18 protein-coding genes are annotated in these 17,641 nt (G+C 61.9%); 7 read left to right on the top strand and 11 right to left on the bottom strand.

Going from position 1 to position 17,641, the window contains the following annotated elements; genetic code table 11:
- The coding region (locus BLR85_RS15605) for an integrase core domain-containing protein (protein ID WP_139188421.1) at window positions 1-297 on the top strand (297 nt) is incomplete at its 5' end.
- 158 nt (window positions 298-455) lie between these two features.
- Window positions 456-1,082 (top strand): hypothetical protein, encoded by a 627-nt coding sequence (locus BLR85_RS28535; RefSeq protein ID WP_139188420.1) that lies wholly within the window; start codon window positions 456-458, stop codon window positions 1,080-1,082.
- Between the two features lie 67 nt (window positions 1,083-1,149).
- On the opposite strand, the gene parE is transcribed toward BLR85_RS28535, so the two are convergent.
- Window positions 1,150-3,111: a DNA topoisomerase IV subunit B gene (gene parE, locus BLR85_RS15600; RefSeq protein ID WP_093157920.1), complete on the bottom strand. Its 1,962-nt coding sequence runs from the start codon at window positions 3,109-3,111 to the stop codon at window positions 1,150-1,152.
- Window positions 3,112-3,299: 188 nt separating this feature from the next.
- On the opposite strand from parE, the gene BLR85_RS15595 reads away from it, so the two are divergent.
- The gene (locus tag BLR85_RS15595; RefSeq protein ID WP_244520749.1) at window positions 3,300-4,652 is read left to right on the top strand and encodes an MATE family efflux transporter; all 1,353 of its coding nucleotides are present in this window, start codon (window positions 3,300-3,302) and stop codon (window positions 4,650-4,652) included.
- Between the two features lie 13 nt (window positions 4,653-4,665).
- Here the strand turns inward: BLR85_RS15595 and BLR85_RS15590 are convergent, their stop codons facing one another.
- Window positions 4,666-5,076: a hypothetical protein gene (locus tag BLR85_RS15590; RefSeq protein ID WP_093157901.1), complete on the bottom strand. Its 411-nt coding sequence runs from the start codon at window positions 5,074-5,076 to the stop codon at window positions 4,666-4,668.
- A gap of 462 nt (window positions 5,077-5,538) precedes the next feature.
- Window positions 5,539-6,741 (bottom strand): pyridoxal phosphate-dependent aminotransferase, encoded by a 1,203-nt coding sequence (locus BLR85_RS15585; protein WP_093157899.1) that lies wholly within the window; start codon window positions 6,739-6,741, stop codon window positions 5,539-5,541.
- Window positions 6,742-6,840: 99 nt separating this feature from the next.
- Between BLR85_RS15585 and BLR85_RS15580 the strand changes: the two genes are divergently transcribed.
- The 3 genes from BLR85_RS15580 to BLR85_RS15570 all read left to right on the top strand — a co-directional run bounded on the left by BLR85_RS15580 (window position 6,841) and on the right by BLR85_RS15570 (window position 8,108).
- Window positions 6,841-7,242 (top strand): helix-turn-helix domain-containing protein, encoded by a 402-nt coding sequence (locus BLR85_RS15580; protein ID WP_093157896.1) that lies wholly within the window; start codon window positions 6,841-6,843, stop codon window positions 7,240-7,242.
- Complete coding sequence (locus BLR85_RS15575) at window positions 7,239-7,514, top strand: succinate dehydrogenase assembly factor 2 (protein WP_093157893.1); 276 nt, start codon at window positions 7,239-7,241, stop codon at window positions 7,512-7,514. The genes BLR85_RS15580 and BLR85_RS15575 overlap by 4 nt, the downstream gene beginning before the upstream one ends.
- A gap of 96 nt (window positions 7,515-7,610) precedes the next feature.
- Window positions 7,611-8,108: a MarR family winged helix-turn-helix transcriptional regulator gene (locus BLR85_RS15570; protein ID WP_093157891.1), complete on the top strand. Its 498-nt coding sequence runs from the start codon at window positions 7,611-7,613 to the stop codon at window positions 8,106-8,108.
- Between the two features lie 194 nt (window positions 8,109-8,302).
- On the opposite strand, the gene BLR85_RS15565 is transcribed toward BLR85_RS15570, so the two are convergent.
- From BLR85_RS15565 to purL, 7 genes are all read right to left on the bottom strand, one after another.
- Complete coding sequence (locus BLR85_RS15565) at window positions 8,303-9,007, bottom strand: DUF1194 domain-containing protein (RefSeq protein ID WP_342028792.1); 705 nt, start codon at window positions 9,005-9,007, stop codon at window positions 8,303-8,305.
- Window positions 9,008-9,050: 43 nt separating this feature from the next.
- On the bottom strand, window positions 9,051-9,479 hold the full coding sequence (locus BLR85_RS15560) for a VOC family protein (RefSeq protein WP_093157888.1): 429 nt from the start codon (window positions 9,477-9,479) through the stop codon (window positions 9,051-9,053).
- A gap of 84 nt (window positions 9,480-9,563) precedes the next feature.
- Complete coding sequence (locus BLR85_RS15555; protein ID WP_139188419.1) at window positions 9,564-10,913, bottom strand: surface lipoprotein assembly modifier; 1,350 nt, start codon at window positions 10,911-10,913, stop codon at window positions 9,564-9,566.
- A gap of 67 nt (window positions 10,914-10,980) precedes the next feature.
- Window positions 10,981-11,964 (bottom strand): hypothetical protein, encoded by a 984-nt coding sequence (locus BLR85_RS15550; RefSeq protein ID WP_093157882.1) that lies wholly within the window; start codon window positions 11,962-11,964, stop codon window positions 10,981-10,983.
- Between the two features lie 115 nt (window positions 11,965-12,079).
- Window positions 12,080-12,574: a dihydrofolate reductase gene (locus tag BLR85_RS15545; RefSeq protein WP_093157879.1), complete on the bottom strand. Its 495-nt coding sequence runs from the start codon at window positions 12,572-12,574 to the stop codon at window positions 12,080-12,082.
- A 2-nt stretch (window positions 12,575-12,576) separates the two neighbouring features.
- Window positions 12,577-13,410, bottom strand: a complete 834-nt coding sequence (locus BLR85_RS15540; RefSeq protein ID WP_093157876.1) for a thymidylate synthase — start codon at window positions 13,408-13,410, stop codon at window positions 12,577-12,579.
- Window positions 13,411-13,591: 181 nt separating this feature from the next.
- The gene (gene purL, locus BLR85_RS15535) at window positions 13,592-15,751 is read right to left on the bottom strand and encodes a phosphoribosylformylglycinamidine synthase subunit PurL (RefSeq protein ID WP_093157915.1); all 2,160 of its coding nucleotides are present in this window, start codon (window positions 15,749-15,751) and stop codon (window positions 13,592-13,594) included.
- Between the two features lie 239 nt (window positions 15,752-15,990).
- On the opposite strand from purL, the gene BLR85_RS15530 reads away from it, so the two are divergent.
- Window positions 15,991-16,815, top strand: coding sequence for an SAM-dependent methyltransferase (locus BLR85_RS15530; RefSeq protein WP_093157873.1), 825 nt, complete (start codon window positions 15,991-15,993; stop codon window positions 16,813-16,815).
- A gap of 22 nt (window positions 16,816-16,837) precedes the next feature.
- On the opposite strand, the gene BLR85_RS15525 is transcribed toward BLR85_RS15530, so the two are convergent.
- Entirely contained in the window at window positions 16,838-17,632 is a 795-nt protein-coding gene (locus tag BLR85_RS15525) for a lytic murein transglycosylase (RefSeq protein WP_093157870.1), read from the bottom strand.
- Between the last annotated feature and the right edge of the window lie 9 nt (window positions 17,633-17,641).

Here is a 17,641-nt window from a genome sequence, read left to right as displayed (position 1 = left end):
CAGGGCAGCCAGTTCACATCCATCGACTTCATCAAGGCGCTGAAAGATGCCGAGATCCAGATCAGTATGGATGGAAAAGGTGCCTGGCGCGACAATGTCTTCGTCGAACGGCTATGGCGGACGATCAAATACGAGGAGGTCTACCTGCACGCCTATGACAGCGTTTCTCAGGCCCGCTTGGGCCTCACCCGATACCTGACCTTCTACAACACCCGAAGACCGCATTCATCGCTGGACGGGCAAACGCCCGATCAGGCATATCTCAACCTGCCCCGGCCAATCCCGGTCGCGGCATAACTGAGCGGAACATACACTTAGAAAACGGCTCCAAACTGTTCAGACAAACCGAGCCACCTCTCATGGGAGAAGTATGATCACTCGAATACGACCCCTACCTAGTTCTTGCGTCTGAGTATTCCACTCCGGACGAAGCACTTCGTAACTTGAAGAGTGGGGTGGATCGTCTCGACGATTTTGGTACCAACTCTTTGAAATGGATCCTCGACAAGACAGGATCTACCTCTGAATTGAAGAAGAGTCTCGAGGACAGGGCCAATCGCCTAGCCAGCAGTGAAATCGATTGCCCAGTTGGAGTAACACTCAGCGAGTTGATCAAGGAAGTATCGACGGGAATATCAGAGGCGGACTTCGCGACATCCGAATACGATGGTCGATCCACGGAGGTGAATGCGAGGGCTTTGTCTGAGATGTTGCCCGATCCAACTCTTCGTCGCAGGAGCGATCTATGCTTGGTTTGGGATGATGATCTTGGCTACACCGGTTTTGAAACTGGTGCACGTGGCTGGTTTCTTCAGTGCAAGAATCCTAAGACTTTCTGCGAAAGGTTCGATGACGCCAAAGATGTTATTCTTACCGGCACTGGCCTCGCAGGTGGCGCGCTTGGTGCCGCTGCAATCGGATCGTCTTCGTTGGGAACGACAGCGGTGCTCCACAGTTCTGGCGGGCTGATTCTAACCGGCTCGGGGGGGTATATTGCAGGAACCCTAGGTACTGTTGGTGCGACAGGAATAGCTGTTGCGACTTCACCTGTGACTTTGGGCGCATTGGTGGTGCCGGTGTAGGGGGTGCTTACCTCTATTGCTTCGAAGGAGGGGACACAGAAGGCTAACTTACACACAAGCTAGGCCCCTAAACATCCAACTCCTCCACGAACCGCGCATTCTCCTGGATATACTGGAAGCGCAGTTCCGGCTTCTTGCCCATCAGACGTTCCACGAGGTCCCCGGTCTCGCCCGGTTCGTCCTCGTCGATGCTCACCCGGATGAGCTTGCGGGAGGCCGGGTCCATCGTGGTTTCCTTGAGGTCCTTGGCGTCCATTTCGCCCAGGCCCTTGAAGCGGCTTACGTCGATCTTTCCCTTGCCGCCGAGTCCCTTTTCCATCCACGCATCGCGCTCCGCCTCGTCGAGGCAGTAGACCCGTTTGGCGCCCTGCGTCAGGCGATAGAGCGGCGGGCAGGCGAGGTAGAGGTGGCCCGCGTCGATCATCGGGCGCATCTGGCTGAAGAAGAAGGTCATCAGCAGCGCGGCGATATGGGCGCCGTCCACGTCGGCGTCGGTCATGATGATGACCTTGTCATAGCGCAGGTCGTCCAGCACGAAGCGGGTGCCGAGGCCGGTGCCGAGCGCTTGTGACAGGTCCGAGATCTCGGCATTGCTGCCCAGCTTGGAGGAGGCCGCGCCGAGCACGTTGAGGATCTTGCCGCGCAGCGGCAGCAGCGCCTGCGTCTTGCGGTTGCGCGCCATCTTGGCCGAACCGCCCGCCGAGTCGCCCTCGACGATGAACAGTTCCGTGCCCGCGCGGCTGGTGGCCGAGCAATCGACCAGCTTGCCCGGCAGGCGCAGTTTCTTGGTGGCCGATTTTCGCGCGGTTTCCTTTTCCTGCCGGCGTTTGGCGCGTTCCTCGGCCCGCAGCACGAGGAAATCGAGAATGGCGCCGGCGGATTTCGGGTCGCTGGTCAGCCAGTGGTCGAAATGGTCCCGCACCGCGTTCTCCGTCATCCGCGCGGCGGATTCGGTGGAGAGGCGGTCCTTGGTCTGGCCCACGAAGGCGGGCTCGGAGATGAAGCAGGAGACCAGCGCGCAGCCGCCGGAGATGAGATCCTCCCGCGTGATCTGTGCTGCCTTCTTGTTGTTGCTGAGTTCCCCGTAGGCGCGGATGCCCTTGAGGATGGCCGCCCAGAAGCCGGCGACATGGGTGCCGCCCTCGGGCGTGGGCACGGTGTTACAGTAGGATTGCAGGAAGCCGTCCCGCGTGGGCGTCCAGTTGATCGCCCATTCCACCGAGCCCGGCTCGCCGAATTTCGAGGTGAAGTCCACCTTCCCGGCAAAGGGTTGCTCGGAATAGGTGGTGGAGCCGTTCATCGTCTCGCGCAGGTAATCGGCCAGCCCGCCGGGAAAGTGGAACGTGGCCTCCTGCGGGGTCTCGCCGTCGTCGATCTCGGATTTCCAGCGAATCTCGACGCCGGAGAAGAGGTAGGCTTTCGAGCGGATCGATTTGAAGAGCCGTGCGGGCTTGAAACGGTGGCTGCCGAAGATCTCCTCGTCGGCATGGAAGGTGGTGGTGGTGCCGCGCCGGTTGGGCGCCTTCCCGACGATTTCGATGGGGCCCAGCGGCTTGCCACGCGAGAAACGCTGTTCGTAGAGTTGCCGGTCGCGGGCGACCTGCACCACCATGGAATCGGAGAGTGCGTTGACCACCGAGGCACCCACCCCGTGCAGACCGCCGGAGGTCTGGTAGGCCTTGCCGGAGAATTTTCCGCCCGCGTGCAGCGTGCACAAGATCACCTCCAGCGCAGATTTGCCGGGGAATTTCGGGTGCGGATCGACGGGGATGCCGCGGCCATTGTCGCGGATGGTGATGGCGTAGTCGGAATGCAGCTCCACCTCGATGCGGTTGGCGTGGCCGGCAACGGCTTCGTCCATCGAGTTGTCGAGCACCTCGGCGACCAGGTGGTGCAGCGCCCGCTCGTCGGTGCCGCCGATATACATGCCGGGGCGTTTGCGCACCGGTTCCAGCCCTTCCAGCACCTCGATGGAGGAGGCATCATAGGCTTGGTTCGGCTGACCGCCGGAGAGGAGATCGTCGGGCATGTTGCTGCTCTTCTTGTTTGTATGCTGCCAGATGTTGTGGGCCATTTTGACAGGAATGGCCAGTCTGGGGAAGAGGGGTGGGAGCCGCATCAGGCCATGTCCGGCCAATGAGCGGGAAATTGTCGGGTGCAGATCCGGCGCTTGCCGTTTTGATCCACCGGGTCTAAGGGGCTGGAATGTCCACAGTCATGACCTCATTCGGGCACGCGCGTGCGTTGCTCACTCTCGGCGTTCCGCTGATCGGCGGCCACTTGGCGCAATTCGCGATCCAGGCGACCGACACGATCATGCTGGGCTGGTATGATGTCGAGGCGCTGGCGGCAGTTGTGCTGGCCGGCTCGCTGTTCTTCACGATCTTCATCATGGGTTCGGGCTTCGCCTTTGCGGTGATGCCGATGGTGGCGGCGGCCAGCGAGAACGACGACGGGGACAGACAGATCCGGCGGGTGACCCGGATGGGTATCTGGATTTCGCTGCTCTACGTTCTCTTGGCGCTTCCGCCGCTGCTATTGGCCGAACCGATTCTGCTGGCCATTGGTCAGGAACCAAAGCTCGCGGCCGATGCCGGGAAATATCTCGAAATCGCGGGGTGGGGCGTCTTGCCGGCGCTCGGCGTGATGGTGCTCAAATCCTACCTTGCGGCGCTGGAGCGGGCGCATGTCGTGCTTTGGGTGACGCTCGCGGCAGCGGTGGTCAATGCGGGTGTGAATTACCTGCTGATTTTCGGCTCCTTCGGGTTTCCGGAACTGGGCATACGCGGCGCGGCCATCGCCTCGCTGACGGTGCATGTCATCTCGTTCGTGGGTCTTGTGATCTATGCCATCCGCAGTTTTCCGCAACATGCGCTGTTCCAGCGCTTCTGGCGGCCGGATTGGTCCGCCTTCGCGCAGGTCTTCCGTCTCGGCTGGCCGATCGGCCTGACGAACCTGTCCGAGGTTGGCCTCTTCGTGTTTTCGGCCCTGATGGTCGGGTGGCTGGGCACTATCCCGCTGGCCGCGCACGGGATTGCCATGCAGTGCGCCTCGGCCACCTTCCTCGTGCATCTGGGGCTGTCCAACGCGGTCACTATCCGGGCCGGAAAGGCCTTGGGGCGCCGGGATTTCGATCATCTGCGGCGCGGCGGTCTGGTCGCTGTCGGTCTGTCGATGATTTTCGCCTGCGCGACGGTCGCGGCCTTTCTCGCCTGGCCGGAACAACTCCTCAGCCTGTTCATTGATCCCGACGATCCCCGAAAGCCGGAAATCCTCGTCCTGGGAACCGGGCTGATGCTGATGGCGGCGCTGTTTCAACTCGCCGATGGCGCGCAGGTCATGGCGCATGGCCTGCTGCGCGGGATTCAGGATGCACGCGTGCCGATGATCATATCCGCTGCGTCCTACTGGCCCATCGGGCTGGGTGTCGGATATTTTTTCGGCTTCCACACGGAGTTCGGCGCAATGGGCATCTGGACGGGCCTCGTCATCGGGCTGATCGTCGCCGGGATATTGCTCATGTACCGTTTTTGGGCCCGCTCCTTGCCGGCCCTTGCTGCCCGAGGTTAGCCATGACGCGGCGCTACTCTTCCGAGCGTGCCTTCGCGATCTGCTCGGCCTTCTTGCGCACCAACACTGTCCTGAGGTCATGCATCGCCATCAGGAGTGGATCGGTGATCTCCTCCAGCTGTTCAGGCGATGCCTTGGACTGGACCCATTGCGTGGTGATGTTGAGATAATCCACCGCGCGATGAATGTCGTCCATGTCCCGTTGCTCTAGCAACGCACGGCGTTCCTCCATCCAACTCTCGATGGCGGCACGCTCTTGATCGGAAAGCTCGCGCGTGCCCTGGGCACGGATTTCGCCGTTTCGAATGTTCAGAACGGCGATCTGGTCCATCTCGATGCGCCGTTGCCGGTTATCGGTATCGACGCGAAACACGGCCGCGCCGTTCTCCCGAACGCGGAAATAGAACTCTGGGAGATCGGTCATCTGGCACACCGGTTTGGGGACGTCTTGGCAAACCTATTGATGGCAGAGCGGGCTGTCAAAGCCGCGAAGCGAAGAGTGCAGGGCGGAACCAGGTTGAAAGGGCAACTCAATACGGGCTGTTTGGAGCGGATGATCGGCGGTGAAGCGTTGTAGACATCGACTCGGGGGGGCGTGACCTTGCCAATCCCTTGAGAGTTGCTCGCGAAGGCTGACGGGGGCTTTGCCCCCCGCGCTCATGCGAGCGCTCCCCCCAGGATATTTCCAGTCAGAAGAAGACATGCAAAGCTTCTCAATTTCTTCTGGCCAAAAATATCCCCGCCGGAGGCACGATCCGTCGGATCGTTCGCGCGCGCATCTGAATGGCCGGTGCTTCGCCGAGACTGGAGATTTAACATTTCGGGCTACAAAAAAGGCCGCGCCTCCTGCGAAGCACGGCCCGTGTTCTCGTCCACTTGGTGAAGCTCAGCTCAGCGACGCGCAGAACTCCTGGATCCGCTTGCAGGCTTCTTTCAGGTTTTCGTCGGAGGTCGCGTAGGAGACGCGGAAGCAGGGCTCAAGCCCGAAGGCCGCGCCGAACACGACCGCGACGCCCTTTTCCTCCAGAAGCGCGGTGGCAAAGATCTCGTCATTCTCGATCTTCACACCGGCCGGCGTTGTCTTGCCAATGCAGCCTTCGATCGACGGGTAGACATAGAACGCACCTTCCGGCTTCGGACAGCTGATGCCCTCGGCCGCGTTGAGAAGTTCCACCACCATGTCACGGCGCCGCTTGAAGACCTCGTTGTTTGTCGGGATAAAATCCTGCGTCCCGTTCAGCGCCTCGACCGCGGCGGCCTGGCTGATCGAGCAGGGGTTCGAGGTCGATTGCGACTGGATCTTGCCCATCGCCTTGATCAGCTTCTCCGGCCCGCCGGCATAGCCGATGCGCCAGCCGGTCATGGCATAGGCCTTGGAGACACCGTTGCAGGTCAGCGTGCGGTCATAGAGCGCGGGCTCGACCTCGGCGGGGGTGCAGAACTTGAAGTCGTCATAGACGAGGTGTTCGTACATGTCGTCGGTCATCACCCAGACATGCGGGTACTTGACCAGCACATCCGTCAGCGCCTTCAGCTCGTCCCAGCTATAGGCGGCACCGGTCGGGTTGGAGGGCGAGTTGAAGATGAACCACTTTGTCCTGTCGGTGATCGCTGCTTCCAGCGCTTCCGGCGTCAGCTTGTAATTCGTCTCGGCCTTGGCCTCCACGATTACCGGCTCGCCACCACACAGAAGCACCATGTCGGGGTAGGATACCCAGTAGGGCGCAGGAATGATCACCTCGTCGCCCGGGTTCAGCGTCGCCATCAGCGCGTTGATCAGGATCTGCTTGCCGCCATTGCCGACGGAGATCTGGGCCGGGGTGTAGTCCAGACCGTTGTCGCGCTTGAACTTGGCGCAGATCGCCTCCTTCAGCGCGGGCGTTCCGTCGGGCGCGGTATACTTGGTGTCGCCGGCGTCGATCGCGGCCTTTGCGGCGGCCTTGATGTTGTCGGGCGTGTCGAAGTCAGGTTCGCCTGCGCCAAGGCCGATCACGTCCTTGCCGGCGGCCTTGAGTTCGCGGGCTTTGGTCGACACGGCAATGGTGGGCGACGGTTTCACCCGGTCGAGGGTCGCGGACAGAAAAGACATAAACGGCCTCCGGTCTTGTTGTCTCAGGGAACGGTCCGCGGGCTTCTTAGGCTTGCACTTGGCACCATTCAAGGATTAACCGACGACATGGAGACCCCGATGGAAGACAAAACCGACTGGTATGGCGCGGAAACCGCGACCTTCGGCGACCGTGTGGCCGGCGCCCGCGAAGCGCTTGGGCTGGATCAGGCCGGGCTGGCCCGACGACTCGGGGTGAAGTTGAAAACCGTCCGTGGCTGGGAAGAAGATCTCAGCGAGCCGCGCGCAAACAAGCTTCAGATGCTGTCCGGCGTGCTGGGTGTGTCGCTGATGTGGTTGCTGAACGGCGAAGGCGAGGGGCTCGAAGGCCCCGCCGAGGAAGAGGCGACGCTTGTTCCCGAAGTGCGCTCGCTGTTGCTGGAACTGCGCCAGATCCGTGCCGAGGTCGATGATGCTGCCGACCGGCTGGCGCGCGTCGAGAAGAGGCTCAGGACGGCCTTGCTGGAGGCTACAGAAGAATGACCACCGAAACCCGCGAAAACCGCCTTAAGCGGCTGCATATGCGCTCCTGGCGGCGTGGAATCAAGGAAATGGACTTGGTTCTGGGACGCTACTCGGACGACAAGCTGAACGACATGGACGATGCCGAGCTTGACCTTTACGAGGCGCTTCTGGCCGAGATGGATCAGGATCTGCTTCGCTGGATCACCGCTCTGGATCCGGTGCCGGAGCAGTACACCGAACTGTTCCAGCGTATCTCCGAACATGCAAAGTCTCAGGGCACCGCGCATTGATTGCGCGAATTCTTCGGGTTTTTGAACGGATTTAACGGCTTGTTCGGACTTTACCGCCTATGACTCGCTCAACGAGAGAGCCAAGTGGAGGCCAGAATGAGCATTCATAGCAGCGTCTTGCCCGGACGGGGCCACGGGTTCATGTCCGGATACCTGGACACTCTGGCCCTGGTGGAACGCCTGCACCGGCTATTGCTGGACGTGATCAAGGACGAGTTCGAAAGGGTCGGAATCCTCGATATCAACGCGGTTCAGGCGCTTCTTCTGTTCAATATCGGCGATAACGAGGTGACGGCCGGCGAGTTGAAGACCCGCGGCTACTACCAGGGGTCAAACGTCTCCTATAATCTCAAGAAACTGGTGGAAATGGGCTATATGCACCACCAGCGGTGCGAGATCGACCGGCGCGCGGTTCGCGTCCGTCTCACAGAAAAGGGGCGGGAGATCCGGCGGATCGTGACCGAACTCTTCGAGCGCCATGCCGAGGGTCTGATCGAACGGGAGATCATCACAATGGAAGGGCTGGAAGACATCACGACCGCCCTTCGCCGGATGGAGCGATACTGGACCGACCAGATTCGTTACATCTATTGATCCAACGCCACCGCCAACGCCAACGCCATGAACACGGCGGCAACCGGCAAGGACGAGCCGTGTGCCGGCATCGCTAAGTCCGGCGAGACGGTTCGCTGGGTGTCGGAAGCCTTTGCCCTATCTGCAAGAGACTGCGCTGGGGCGCCTTTGCGGAATGCGGTTAAAAGCAGTGGCGGAAAGGACGGAGTGCCAGATCAGCGAGACTGATCCGGGAATGCGGAGTGGGCGTCGCTCAGGGTGAGAACCTGCAACTCCTTCAACAATTTGCGTTTCATCGCCTCGGCATAGTCTTCGTAACCGACGGCAATTTCGACGAAGGCCTCCGGTCCTCGCAGGACATAGGCCCGGAAATACCCCACCAGATCGCTGGTCTCACCTGCCTGGGCCCCGACAGCGGCAGGCCTGTGCGGGCCGATGACGAGCGCGTTGATATTGAGGCCGGGCGGGAGTGCTGCGCCGACATCCTGCGGGCGCGGCCCGTCATTGTTCTTGCCATCTCCCGAAACATCCAGAACCAGCCGCGAGCACGCGGGTGCCGTTTCGGACCGCGCGCCCGCAAAGAGCATCGCGGTGCCCAATCCGGTACTGACGGACATTACCGCACGGTTGGTGTTGCGAAGCAGGGTTGCAAGCGCTGTCACATCTGCTTCGTTCCGGATCGGTTTCCAATCGACGAGGACGCGTTGCGATCCCTTTCCACTCCATTCGAAAACGCTCAGGACCACCGGAAAATCGGGCAGGGCGAGAAGCGCGGCCTGTACCTCCGGGTCGAGCAGGGCAGTGGCCACGCCGTCGAGTTGAAGCCGGTACTCGCGGGAATCGACGGAGCCGGACACGTCCAGCGCCAATTGCAGGGCAAGCCGACATGGGGTCTGCGCCGCGACATGCGACGCAGACAGTGCGGCTGCCAGGCCGAGGAACCCGGCAAACCGGCGGATTGCCTTACCAGTGACCGGTATTCTCCATGCTCGCCCAAGGCTCGGCCGGGGCCTTGGCTTCACCGGCTTGCAGCAGTTCGATGGAGATATTGTCGGGCGAGCGCACGAAGGCCATGCGTCCGTCGCGTGGCGGGCGATTGATGACCACGCCATTATCCTGAAGATGCTGGCACATCGCGTAGATATCCTCGACCGCGTAGGCGAGATGGCCAAAATGCCGGCTGTCGGAGGGCAGCGCGTCATCGCCATCCCAATTATAGGTAAGCTCGACCGGGCATTCAGGCTGACCCGGCGGCGCCAGGAAGACCAGCGAGAATCGACCGTTTTCGTTGTCGATGCGGCGTGTCTCCTCGAGGCCCAGGAGCTTGTAAAAGGCCATGGATTTCTCCAGGTCCTTCACCCGAACCATCGTGTGCAGATAGGTAACCTTCATCTCGAACTTCTCCCGATTTCACTCTGCGGGCACAGTACCGCCGAGGAGACCGAAGGTGAATGCGATTTCGAGCGGGCGGCGCAATCAGAAGTTCGAGCGGAAGCCGAAGTTCAAGCCCGTCTCCACCGTATCGTAGCGGTCATCGGTGGAACGCGTTTCGGAATGGCGCAGCGTGACGGTGGGCGAGAAGCCGTAATACTCGACCTTGTCGAAGAACAGCTGCACGCCGACGGAGGCGCGAAGGTCTTCGCGTTCCTTCTCGGTCAGGATGATGTAGATATCGGTGGTGTCGACCGTCGGGAAATTCTCGTAGAGGCGACGCTCGAGATCTGCCTCCAGCGTGACGCGCGCCGAGCCGATGGGCTTGGGCAACGTGTAGCCAACGCCGCCAATAACGCGCCGATAGTCGAGCGATCCGGTGTCGGAATCGCTGTTTCGGACGCCGAAATTCAGCCGCATACCGCCACCATTGTCGAATTCATGCAGCATGGTGGCGCTTGCATGAAGCGAGCGCTGCTCGGCATCGTCGGTCACCCGGCGGAACTGCTCGCCGCCGGCCTCGAGCCGCAGGGCGGTGCTTTTGCCGAGCGGGAAGGTATGGGCGAACGCGGAGCGGGTGTAACGGGAATAATCCTCCAGCCCATACCAACCGCGCCCCGCCAGCAGCGAAAACTCCAGCGGTGTGCTCCAGCTATCGGGGCGCCACCTGTGCCGCAGCCCCACAGCGACGGAGCTGTAGGCGAAATCGTCGCCCTCGGCATCGGGCGCCTGTTCCTGCGATTCGTCGGACAGCAGGTAGCTCTGGTGAAACAGGTGCAGGCCAAGCTCGGTCTGGTGATTGCGGCTTTCGGAAAAGCGGTAACGCGTGGTCAGGCCACCCGAATAGGAGAGCCCGGACAACGCCCGGGCCGTGCCGTCCAGAACGATTCCTTGCAGCCCGCCATAGCTGATCGTGTCATGCACGCTGCCGCCATTGACGTTGGAGGTTGGTGCGACGGAAAAGCTCAGATTGGTGTTCCAACGGTTGCGGGAGCGCACATAGCGAAAGTCCTGGATGGCGCGGGCGCGGGCCTCTTCATTGGGCGCGTGCTGGCCGGCCATGCGCAGCCAGAGCTGGGCGCGCGTCCGGGCGCCGAGCGAGGACAGCGCCTGCGCGCGGGCAAGCGACGTGGAATAGACCTCGACATCGCTCTCGGCAAGCTGGTGTGCCTCGCGCGCCGCGTCCAGAGCCTCGCGGTATTTCCCGAGATCGCGCAGGGCGCGGGATTTCAGCACCAGTGCCTCGACATCCTCGGGGTCGCGTTTCAGCAGGGCCTCGGCCAGATGAAGCGCCTGTTGGGGGTTGCCGACCTCTATCGAGAGCGCTGCCGCGCCTCGCATGGCATCCGGGTCGAGCGTAAAGTTCTCCGCAAGCGCCGTAGTGGCGTTTCCCAAGGAGAGGGAAACGCCAAGCGCTAGCCAGAGCCATGCGCGGCTCCGACGGATTGGCCCATTGCGGGCCTTATCGGTAGAGGATGAAACCACCGGTCTCACGCACGTCTACGCCATAACGAGGATCGTTGGAGTCCACCACGATAACGCCAACCACTTCCTCGGCATTGGCACCGGAGAGCACGGCGTAGTAGTTGCCCTCTTCGTATTTCGTGGCCACGCCATTCGCGTCAAAGGTATTGGAACGGAGTGTGCCTGCGATTTCGCCGTTGTCTTGGGTCACGCCCGGTCCAATGTCGAAGACGAGTGTCGGAAGAGATGTTGCACCGTTGCCCATCGCAACGAGAATGTCGTTGGTGACGTCGTTGCCGGCGGTGTCATAGACGCGGCGGTTGTAAACATAGCCGCTTACAGCATCGCCACTATCGAAATCCTCGAAGTCGATCGACATTTCCATGTCGCCGGTAACATACTCGATGCCATCGCGGCCGCTGAAATCCCGAAGACCGGCATAGTCACCCGAATACGCGGCCTGACCGGTGGTCGGCAGGGTGACGGAACCATTGCGGGCATAAACGAAACCGCCGAAGCCGTAGTCGATATAACCACCGGTCCGGACAATGGCGAAATTGGTCTGCCCGCTGCTGGAAACACCATAAATCGCCTTGTAGTCCGCGATCTGGCTGATCGGTGCGCCGGTCATGGAATCATAGAAGGTCTCGGTCGCTTCATAGACCGCGAAGGGGCCGAGCCAGGCAACTTGATTGTCTCGGGTGTAGACGTTGGCTCCGTCGAAGCCGAGATTGTTTACAGAGAAAGTGTCGGTCGCGGGATCGTAGCTGATGTCGCTCGCGTAGCCGTTTCCATTTTCACTCTGCTCTTCGTAGCGGATGATCGGGTCCGCCGCCGTGGCGCCATCGGTGCCGTCGGGGAGTTCTGTCCCATCATCGCCATCATCCGTACCGGGATTGTTGACCGGGTTGGTGCCATCGCCGCCTCCGCATGCTGATAGCATGCCAAGCAGCGCCATGAGTAGCGCCAGCTTCTGGATCATTGAACTGCTCTGCCTCGAATTTATTATTTGCACCAAATGTGCAGAGTTCGTGGACTCTCTGTCAACCGACAATGCAGACGGGGATTCTCAAGGCCTGTTGTTGTGACTCATATGCTTATTCCGCGGGGAAACCGGCTTGGCGGAGATATTCGTGCAAAACGCAGCGCGGGCTTTCCGTCCGCAGGAGCGATTGCGGCAGTTGGCGCCAGTCCTCGGGGTCGAATGGCGGGAAATATGCGTCGGCGCCTGTGATCTCCAGGTCGACCTCTGTCACGAGCAGCCGGTCGGCTTGCGGCAGGAGATGTCGATAGATCGCCTCGCCGCCGATTCCGTAGATGCGCCGGTAGCCCGATTGCAACGCGAATGCGAGCGCGGCCTCGGGGGTGGCAAAGACAAGCTCTGCGGCGTCCGGTTTGGAGGAAACGACGCAGTTCAGCCGCCCCTTGAGCGGCTTCACCGGAAGGCTCTCCCAGGTGCGCCGCCCCATGATCAGCGCACCGCCCATGGTTTCGCGCTGAAACGCCGCGAGGTCTTCGGGGGCGTGCCAGGGAATGGTGTTGCCCTTGCCGATGGCGCCGTTGCGGGCGCGGGCCACGATCAGGCTCAGCATGCTCAGACCGCCACGGGGGCCTTGATGCCCGGGTCGGGATCGTAGCCGATTATCTCGAAATCCTCGTAGCGGAAATCGAAGAGCGAGGGCACGTCGCGGGCGAGGCGAAGTTGGGGCAGGGGCTTGGGCGTGCGGGCCAGTTGGGTCTGCACCTGTTCCATGTGGTTGGAATAGATATGCGCGTCGCCGATGGAATGGACGAAATCGCCGGGCTCGTAGCCTGTGACATGGGCCAGCATGACCAGCAGCAGCGCGTAGGAGGCGATGTTGAACGGCACGCCGAGGAACATGTCCGCCGAGCGCTGGTAGAGTTGAAGGTGCAGCTTGCCGTTCAGGATGCGGACCTGCCAGAGCGTGTGGCAGGGGGGCAGCGCCATGTCGGGCACGTCGGCTGGGTTCCAGGCCGAGACGATCAGGCGGCGCGAGTCCGGCGTCCTGCGGATGGCGTCGACGAGGTCGACAATCTGGTCCACCTCGCCGGCGTGAAAGAGTGGGCGGCCGCCGGCCTCGGAACCTGTCGGTTCCAGCTTGGGGAAATGGCGCCATTGGTGGCCGTAGACGGGGCCGAGATCGCCATTCTCGTCTGCCCATTCATCCCAGATCGAAACGCCGTTTTCCTTGAGATAGCGGATATTGGTGTCGCCCGAGAGGAACCACAGCAATTCGTGGATGATCGAGCGCAGGTGCAGCTTTTTCGTCGTGACGAGCGGGAAGCCCTCGGCCAGTGGGTAGCGGCACTGCAGCCCGAAATGGGAGATGGTTCCGGTGCCGGTCCGGTCGGTCGACTCGTGCCCGTATTCGAGGATGGTACGCAGGGCGTCGTGATACTGCTGCATGGGGCCTCCCTGTCTTTGCTCCGGGCGTGGCAGACCGAATCCGGCTGCCCATCCGGTTTCTATCGCTATAGCCTGCCGGTGGGCGGTTTCAAAACATGATCCGCGATGAAACGGGCATAGGCGGGATTGCCAGCGACCGAGCGGATTAAGGAGGAATCCGCTCCAGTCGCCGGGCGACGCATCAGCCGACCGCCGCGGCGAAGGCGCTGTGATAGAGCGCGGAGAGCTCGTTAAGCGGGGCCTCGGAATTGCCGAAGCGGACCGTGTCGCCCGCGAAGCGGCCGACCGTTTGCAGCGGCACCCCTGCCTTGCCGGCTTCGACCATCAGCGCCTCGGCCTTGTCGTAGGAGCACGTGATCAGGTAGCGGCCCTGATCCTCGCCGAAGAGGGTGGGCGTGTCGGCGGGGTCGAGAATGACGCCAACGCCAGCGCCTTCGGCCATTTCGAAGGCCGCGAGGGCAAGGCCGCCATCGGCAAGGTCCGTGCAGCCGTCGATCAGGTCGCGGTTGTCTCGGATGAAATTGCCGTTGCGAAGCTCGGCGTCGAGATCGACCGTCGGAGCGTCGCCGTCCTCGCGGTTGAAGACCTCGTAGAGTAGTGCGGATTGGCCCAGATGGCCGGCGGTTTCCCCAAGCAACAGCAGCACGTGGCCCTCGCGGGCCTCGCGGCCGATCATGTGCGAGAGATCGTCGATCAGGCCTATGGCGCCGATGGTCGGCGTCGGCAGGATCGGCTCGCCATCGGTCTCGTTATAGAGTGAAACGTTGCCCGACACGATCGGCATGTCGAGCGCCGCGCAGGCCGCGCCGATGCCCTTGATGGCGCCGACCAACTGGCCCATGATCTCGGGCTTTTCCGGGTTGCCGAAGTTCAGGTTGTCCGTGGTTGCCAGCGGCTTGGCGCCGACGGCGGTGAGGTTGCGATAGGCCTCGGCCACGGCCTGCTTGCCGCCTTCGGCCGGGTTGGCGCGCACGTAGCGGGGCGTTACGTCGGAGGTGAAGGCTACCGCCTTGTTGGTGCCGTGGATCCGGACAATACCAGCGCCCGCTCCCGGCGTGCGCACCGTGTCACCCATGACCGATTGGTCATATTGCTCATAGACCCAGGACTTGCAGGCATAGTTGGGCGAGCCGATCAGCCCCTTGAGCCCGTCGATGGGGTCGATCTCCGGAACCGGGGCCATCGCCGGGGCGGGGTCCGTTTCGATCCACGGGCGGTCATATTCGGGCGAGGAACCGGCGAGTGTGGCTAGGGGAAGGTCCGCGACGATCTCACCGTGATGCTGGATGAGAAAGCGGTCCTCGGGGATGGTCTCACCGACAATGGCGAAATCGAGCTCCCATTTCTCGAACACGGCCTTGGCCTCGGCCTCCTTTTCCGGGCGAAGCACCATGAGCATCCGCTCCTGGCTCTCCGAGAGCATCATCTCGTAGGGCGTCATGTTCTCTTCGCGCTGCGGCACGCAGTCGAGATCGAGCTTGATGCCCAGCTTGCCCTTGTCGCCCATCTCGACAGCGGAACAGGTGAGGCCCGCAGCGCCCATGTCCTGAATCGAGATCACGGCGCCGGTCTGCATCAACTCCAGCGTGGCTTCCATCAGGCGCTTTTCGGTGAAGGGGTCACCGACCTGAACGGTGGGACGCTTCTCCTCGATGGTTTCGTCGAATTCGGCGGAAGCCATGGTCGCGCCGCCGACGCCATCACGGCCGGTCTTGGCGCCGAGATAGACAACCGGCATGCCGACGCCGGACGCGGCGGAGTAGAAGATCGAGTCGGTGTCGGCCAGACCGGCTGCAAAGGCGTTGACCAGGCAGTTGCCGTTATAGGCGGGGTGGAAGCGGACCTCGCCGCCGATGGTCGGTACGCCAAAGCAGTTGCCATAGCCACCGACGCCGGCCACGACGCCGGAAACGACCGATTTGGTCTTTGGGTGTTCCGGGACGCCGAAGGAGAGCGAGTTCATCGCCGCGATCGGGCGGGCGCCCATGGTGAAGACATCGCGCAGGATGCCCCCGACACCGGTCGCAGCCCCTTGGTAGGGCTCGATGTAGGAGGGGTGGTTGTGGCTCTCCATCTTGAAGATCACCGCCTGCCCGTCGCCGATATCGACCACGCCGGCATTCTCGCCGGGGCCGCAGATGACCTGCGGGCCGGTGGTCGGCAGGGTGCGCAGCCATTTCTTCGAAGACTTGTAGGAGCAGTGCTCGTTCCACATGGCCGAGAAAATGCCCAGCTCGGTGAAATTCGGATCGCGGTTCAGGATCCGCAGGATCTCGGCATATTCTTCCGGTTTCAGGCCGTGGGCCTCGATGATTTCCGGCGTGATGGCTGGATCGGTCATGAACATTCCCCTTTGTCGGCTGCGCTTTTAGGCCCTGTTTCGCAAAAGGGGAAGGGGGGCGGCGCGCGGCGGGCCAAGCGGTCGCATTGCTGAAGGGAGCTGTGAGTGGCAGGCTACGTCCACTTGCAAAATCAAGGCCACATATCCCGGGGCTGCCCGGTTCGACAGGTTAGGCGCTGCCTTGCCAAATATGGATTTTGTTGCGGGAACGGCCATGCCTTCCCGAAGGACCTCATGAAATGTTCGACATACTGAAGGATTTCGCCACCCGGCCCGCGCTTTTTGCCGGGTTTGATACCGCGGCGCTCTGGGCCGATCCGCATGTGGCGCGGAAGATGCTGGCACTGCATCTGGACGCCGATCACGACATCGCGTCGCGCAGGCACGCGGATATCGATTCCCTTTGTAGCTGGGTGGATGCGGAGATCGGCCTGAAGGGCCGTCGCCTGCTCGATCTCGGCTGCGGTCCCGGGCTCTATGCGAAGCGCTTCCATGCCGCTGGCGCAGTGGTGACCGGCTTCGATCTCTCCGAAGACTCCCTGCAACATGCTCGAGAGACGGCCTGTCCGGAGGGGGTTTTTCGGCTTGGCAATTACCTGACCGACCCGCTGCCGGAAGCGGAGGTCGCCACGCTGATCTATGGCGATGTTTGCGCCATGCCGGAGGCGGCGCGCGCCCGGTTGTTTCACAGGCTGCGCGACAGGATGCCAGCGGGCGGGAAGTTCGTGCTCGATGCCTTTCCGCTGGCGGCTTTCAAGGCGCGGCAGGAAGGCTTTGAAATCGGCGTCCGTTTGGACGACGGATTCTGGGCCGAAGGGGAATATGTCGGGCTGCGGGTCAGCTTTGTCTACCCGGGCGCGCTTGCGGCGCTCGACCGTTATCGGATCGTGGAGCCGAAGCGCGAAAGGGAGGTTTTTGCCTGGCTTCAATATCTCGCGCCAGAACGGCTGAGCGCGGAGCTTGAAGTATGCGGTTTTCGGGCCGGGCCGCCGCGTGAGGCGGTGACGGGCCGGCCATGGGCGGGGGACGACAGGCCCTATGTGCTTGTCGCCACCGTGATTTGACGGAGGACCGCCGGCGTCCGGGTCAGCCGTCGATCTGGGCGCCCATGACCGCGAGGGATTTCTGGTAGACCGAGGCGGCGTTCCATTCCTTCAGAATGTTGTAATTGTAGCTGCCCGGCTGGTAGCTCTGGCCGGGTTTCCAGCCCTTCTGGCGCAGGTAGTTCGCGGTGGAGGCGAGGGCGTCGGCTTGGTCGTTGAGGTCGATGCGGCCATCTCCATTGCCGTCGCGGCCATACCGATAGGCATTGCCCGGCAGGAATTGCGTGTGCCCCAACTCGCCATGCTTGGCCCCGATCGCGTTGGGCGACATCATTCCCCTGTCGATCATCATGAGCGCGCCGATCAGGTGCGGACGAAAGAAATCTGGCCGGCGGCAATCATAGGCAAGGGTGGCCGTGGCGCTCAACACGTTGGAATCTCCCATGAAACGGCCAAATCCGGTTTCCATGCCGTGGATCGCGATCAGTACACCGGCGGGCACGCCATAGGCGTTTTCAAGAGAGGAATAGAAGCTGGCACTCTGTGCCTTGCGCTTGCGGCCCTGCGAGGCGATCACGTTGCACCCGCGTACTTGGCAGAATTTCTCGTAGCTGTATTTGAAGCTCTTCTGATTCCGGTCAGCGTTGATGGTGCCCTGTGAGTAACGCGTTTGCGACAGAGCCGAGAGCCCTCGCTTTCCGACCCCCTCGCTGGCCGCTTCCTTGGCGAAGGCCTGCTTCCAGGCTTCGAAACCTCCCGATGAGTTGCCGCATTGTGCAGCAAGACCCGGGACCGCAAGGCCGATCATGGCGACGGCGGAATAAACAAGGTTACGCATAATAATAGG

It is taken from the genome of Aliiruegeria lutimaris, from assembly GCF_900099935.1.
Taxonomy (GTDB): Bacteria; Pseudomonadota; Alphaproteobacteria; order Rhodobacterales; family Rhodobacteraceae; genus Tropicimonas; species Tropicimonas lutimaris.
The sequence above is the reverse complement of the archived record's forward strand: the minus strand, read 5'-3'. Positions and strand labels throughout refer to the sequence as shown.

Coding starts and splice junctions, on each gene's coding strand:
- BLR85_RS15595 (WP_244520749.1), top strand. CDS start 3,300: ATGACCTCATTCGGGCACGCGCGTGCGTTGCTCACTCTCGGCGTTCCG.
- BLR85_RS15560 (WP_093157888.1), bottom strand. CDS start 9,479: ATGAAGGTTACCTATCTGCACACGATGGTTCGGGTGAAGGACCTGGAG.
- BLR85_RS15525 (WP_093157870.1), bottom strand. CDS start 17,632: ATGCGTAACCTTGTTTATTCCGCCGTCGCCATGATCGGCCTTGCGGTC.
- BLR85_RS15580 (WP_093157896.1), top strand. CDS start 6,841: ATGGAAGACAAAACCGACTGGTATGGCGCGGAAACCGCGACCTTCGGC.
- purL (WP_093157915.1), bottom strand. CDS start 15,751: ATGACCGATCCAGCCATCACGCCGGAAATCATCGAGGCCCACGGCCTG.
- BLR85_RS15545 (WP_093157879.1), bottom strand. CDS start 12,574: ATGCTGAGCCTGATCGTGGCCCGCGCCCGCAACGGCGCCATCGGCAAG.
- BLR85_RS15570 (WP_093157891.1), top strand. CDS start 7,611: ATGAGCATTCATAGCAGCGTCTTGCCCGGACGGGGCCACGGGTTCATG.
- parE (WP_093157920.1), bottom strand. CDS start 3,111: ATGCCCGACGATCTCCTCTCCGGCGGTCAGCCGAACCAAGCCTATGAT.
- BLR85_RS15540 (WP_093157876.1), bottom strand. CDS start 13,410: ATGCAGCAGTATCACGACGCCCTGCGTACCATCCTCGAATACGGGCAC.
- BLR85_RS15530 (WP_093157873.1), top strand. CDS start 15,991: ATGTTCGACATACTGAAGGATTTCGCCACCCGGCCCGCGCTTTTTGCC.
- BLR85_RS15585 (WP_093157899.1), bottom strand. CDS start 6,741: ATGTCTTTTCTGTCCGCGACCCTCGACCGGGTGAAACCGTCGCCCACC.
- BLR85_RS15575 (WP_093157893.1), top strand. CDS start 7,239: ATGACCACCGAAACCCGCGAAAACCGCCTTAAGCGGCTGCATATGCGC.
- BLR85_RS15590 (WP_093157901.1), bottom strand. CDS start 5,076: ATGACCGATCTCCCAGAGTTCTATTTCCGCGTTCGGGAGAACGGCGCG.
- BLR85_RS15550 (WP_093157882.1), bottom strand. CDS start 11,964: ATGATCCAGAAGCTGGCGCTACTCATGGCGCTGCTTGGCATGCTATCA.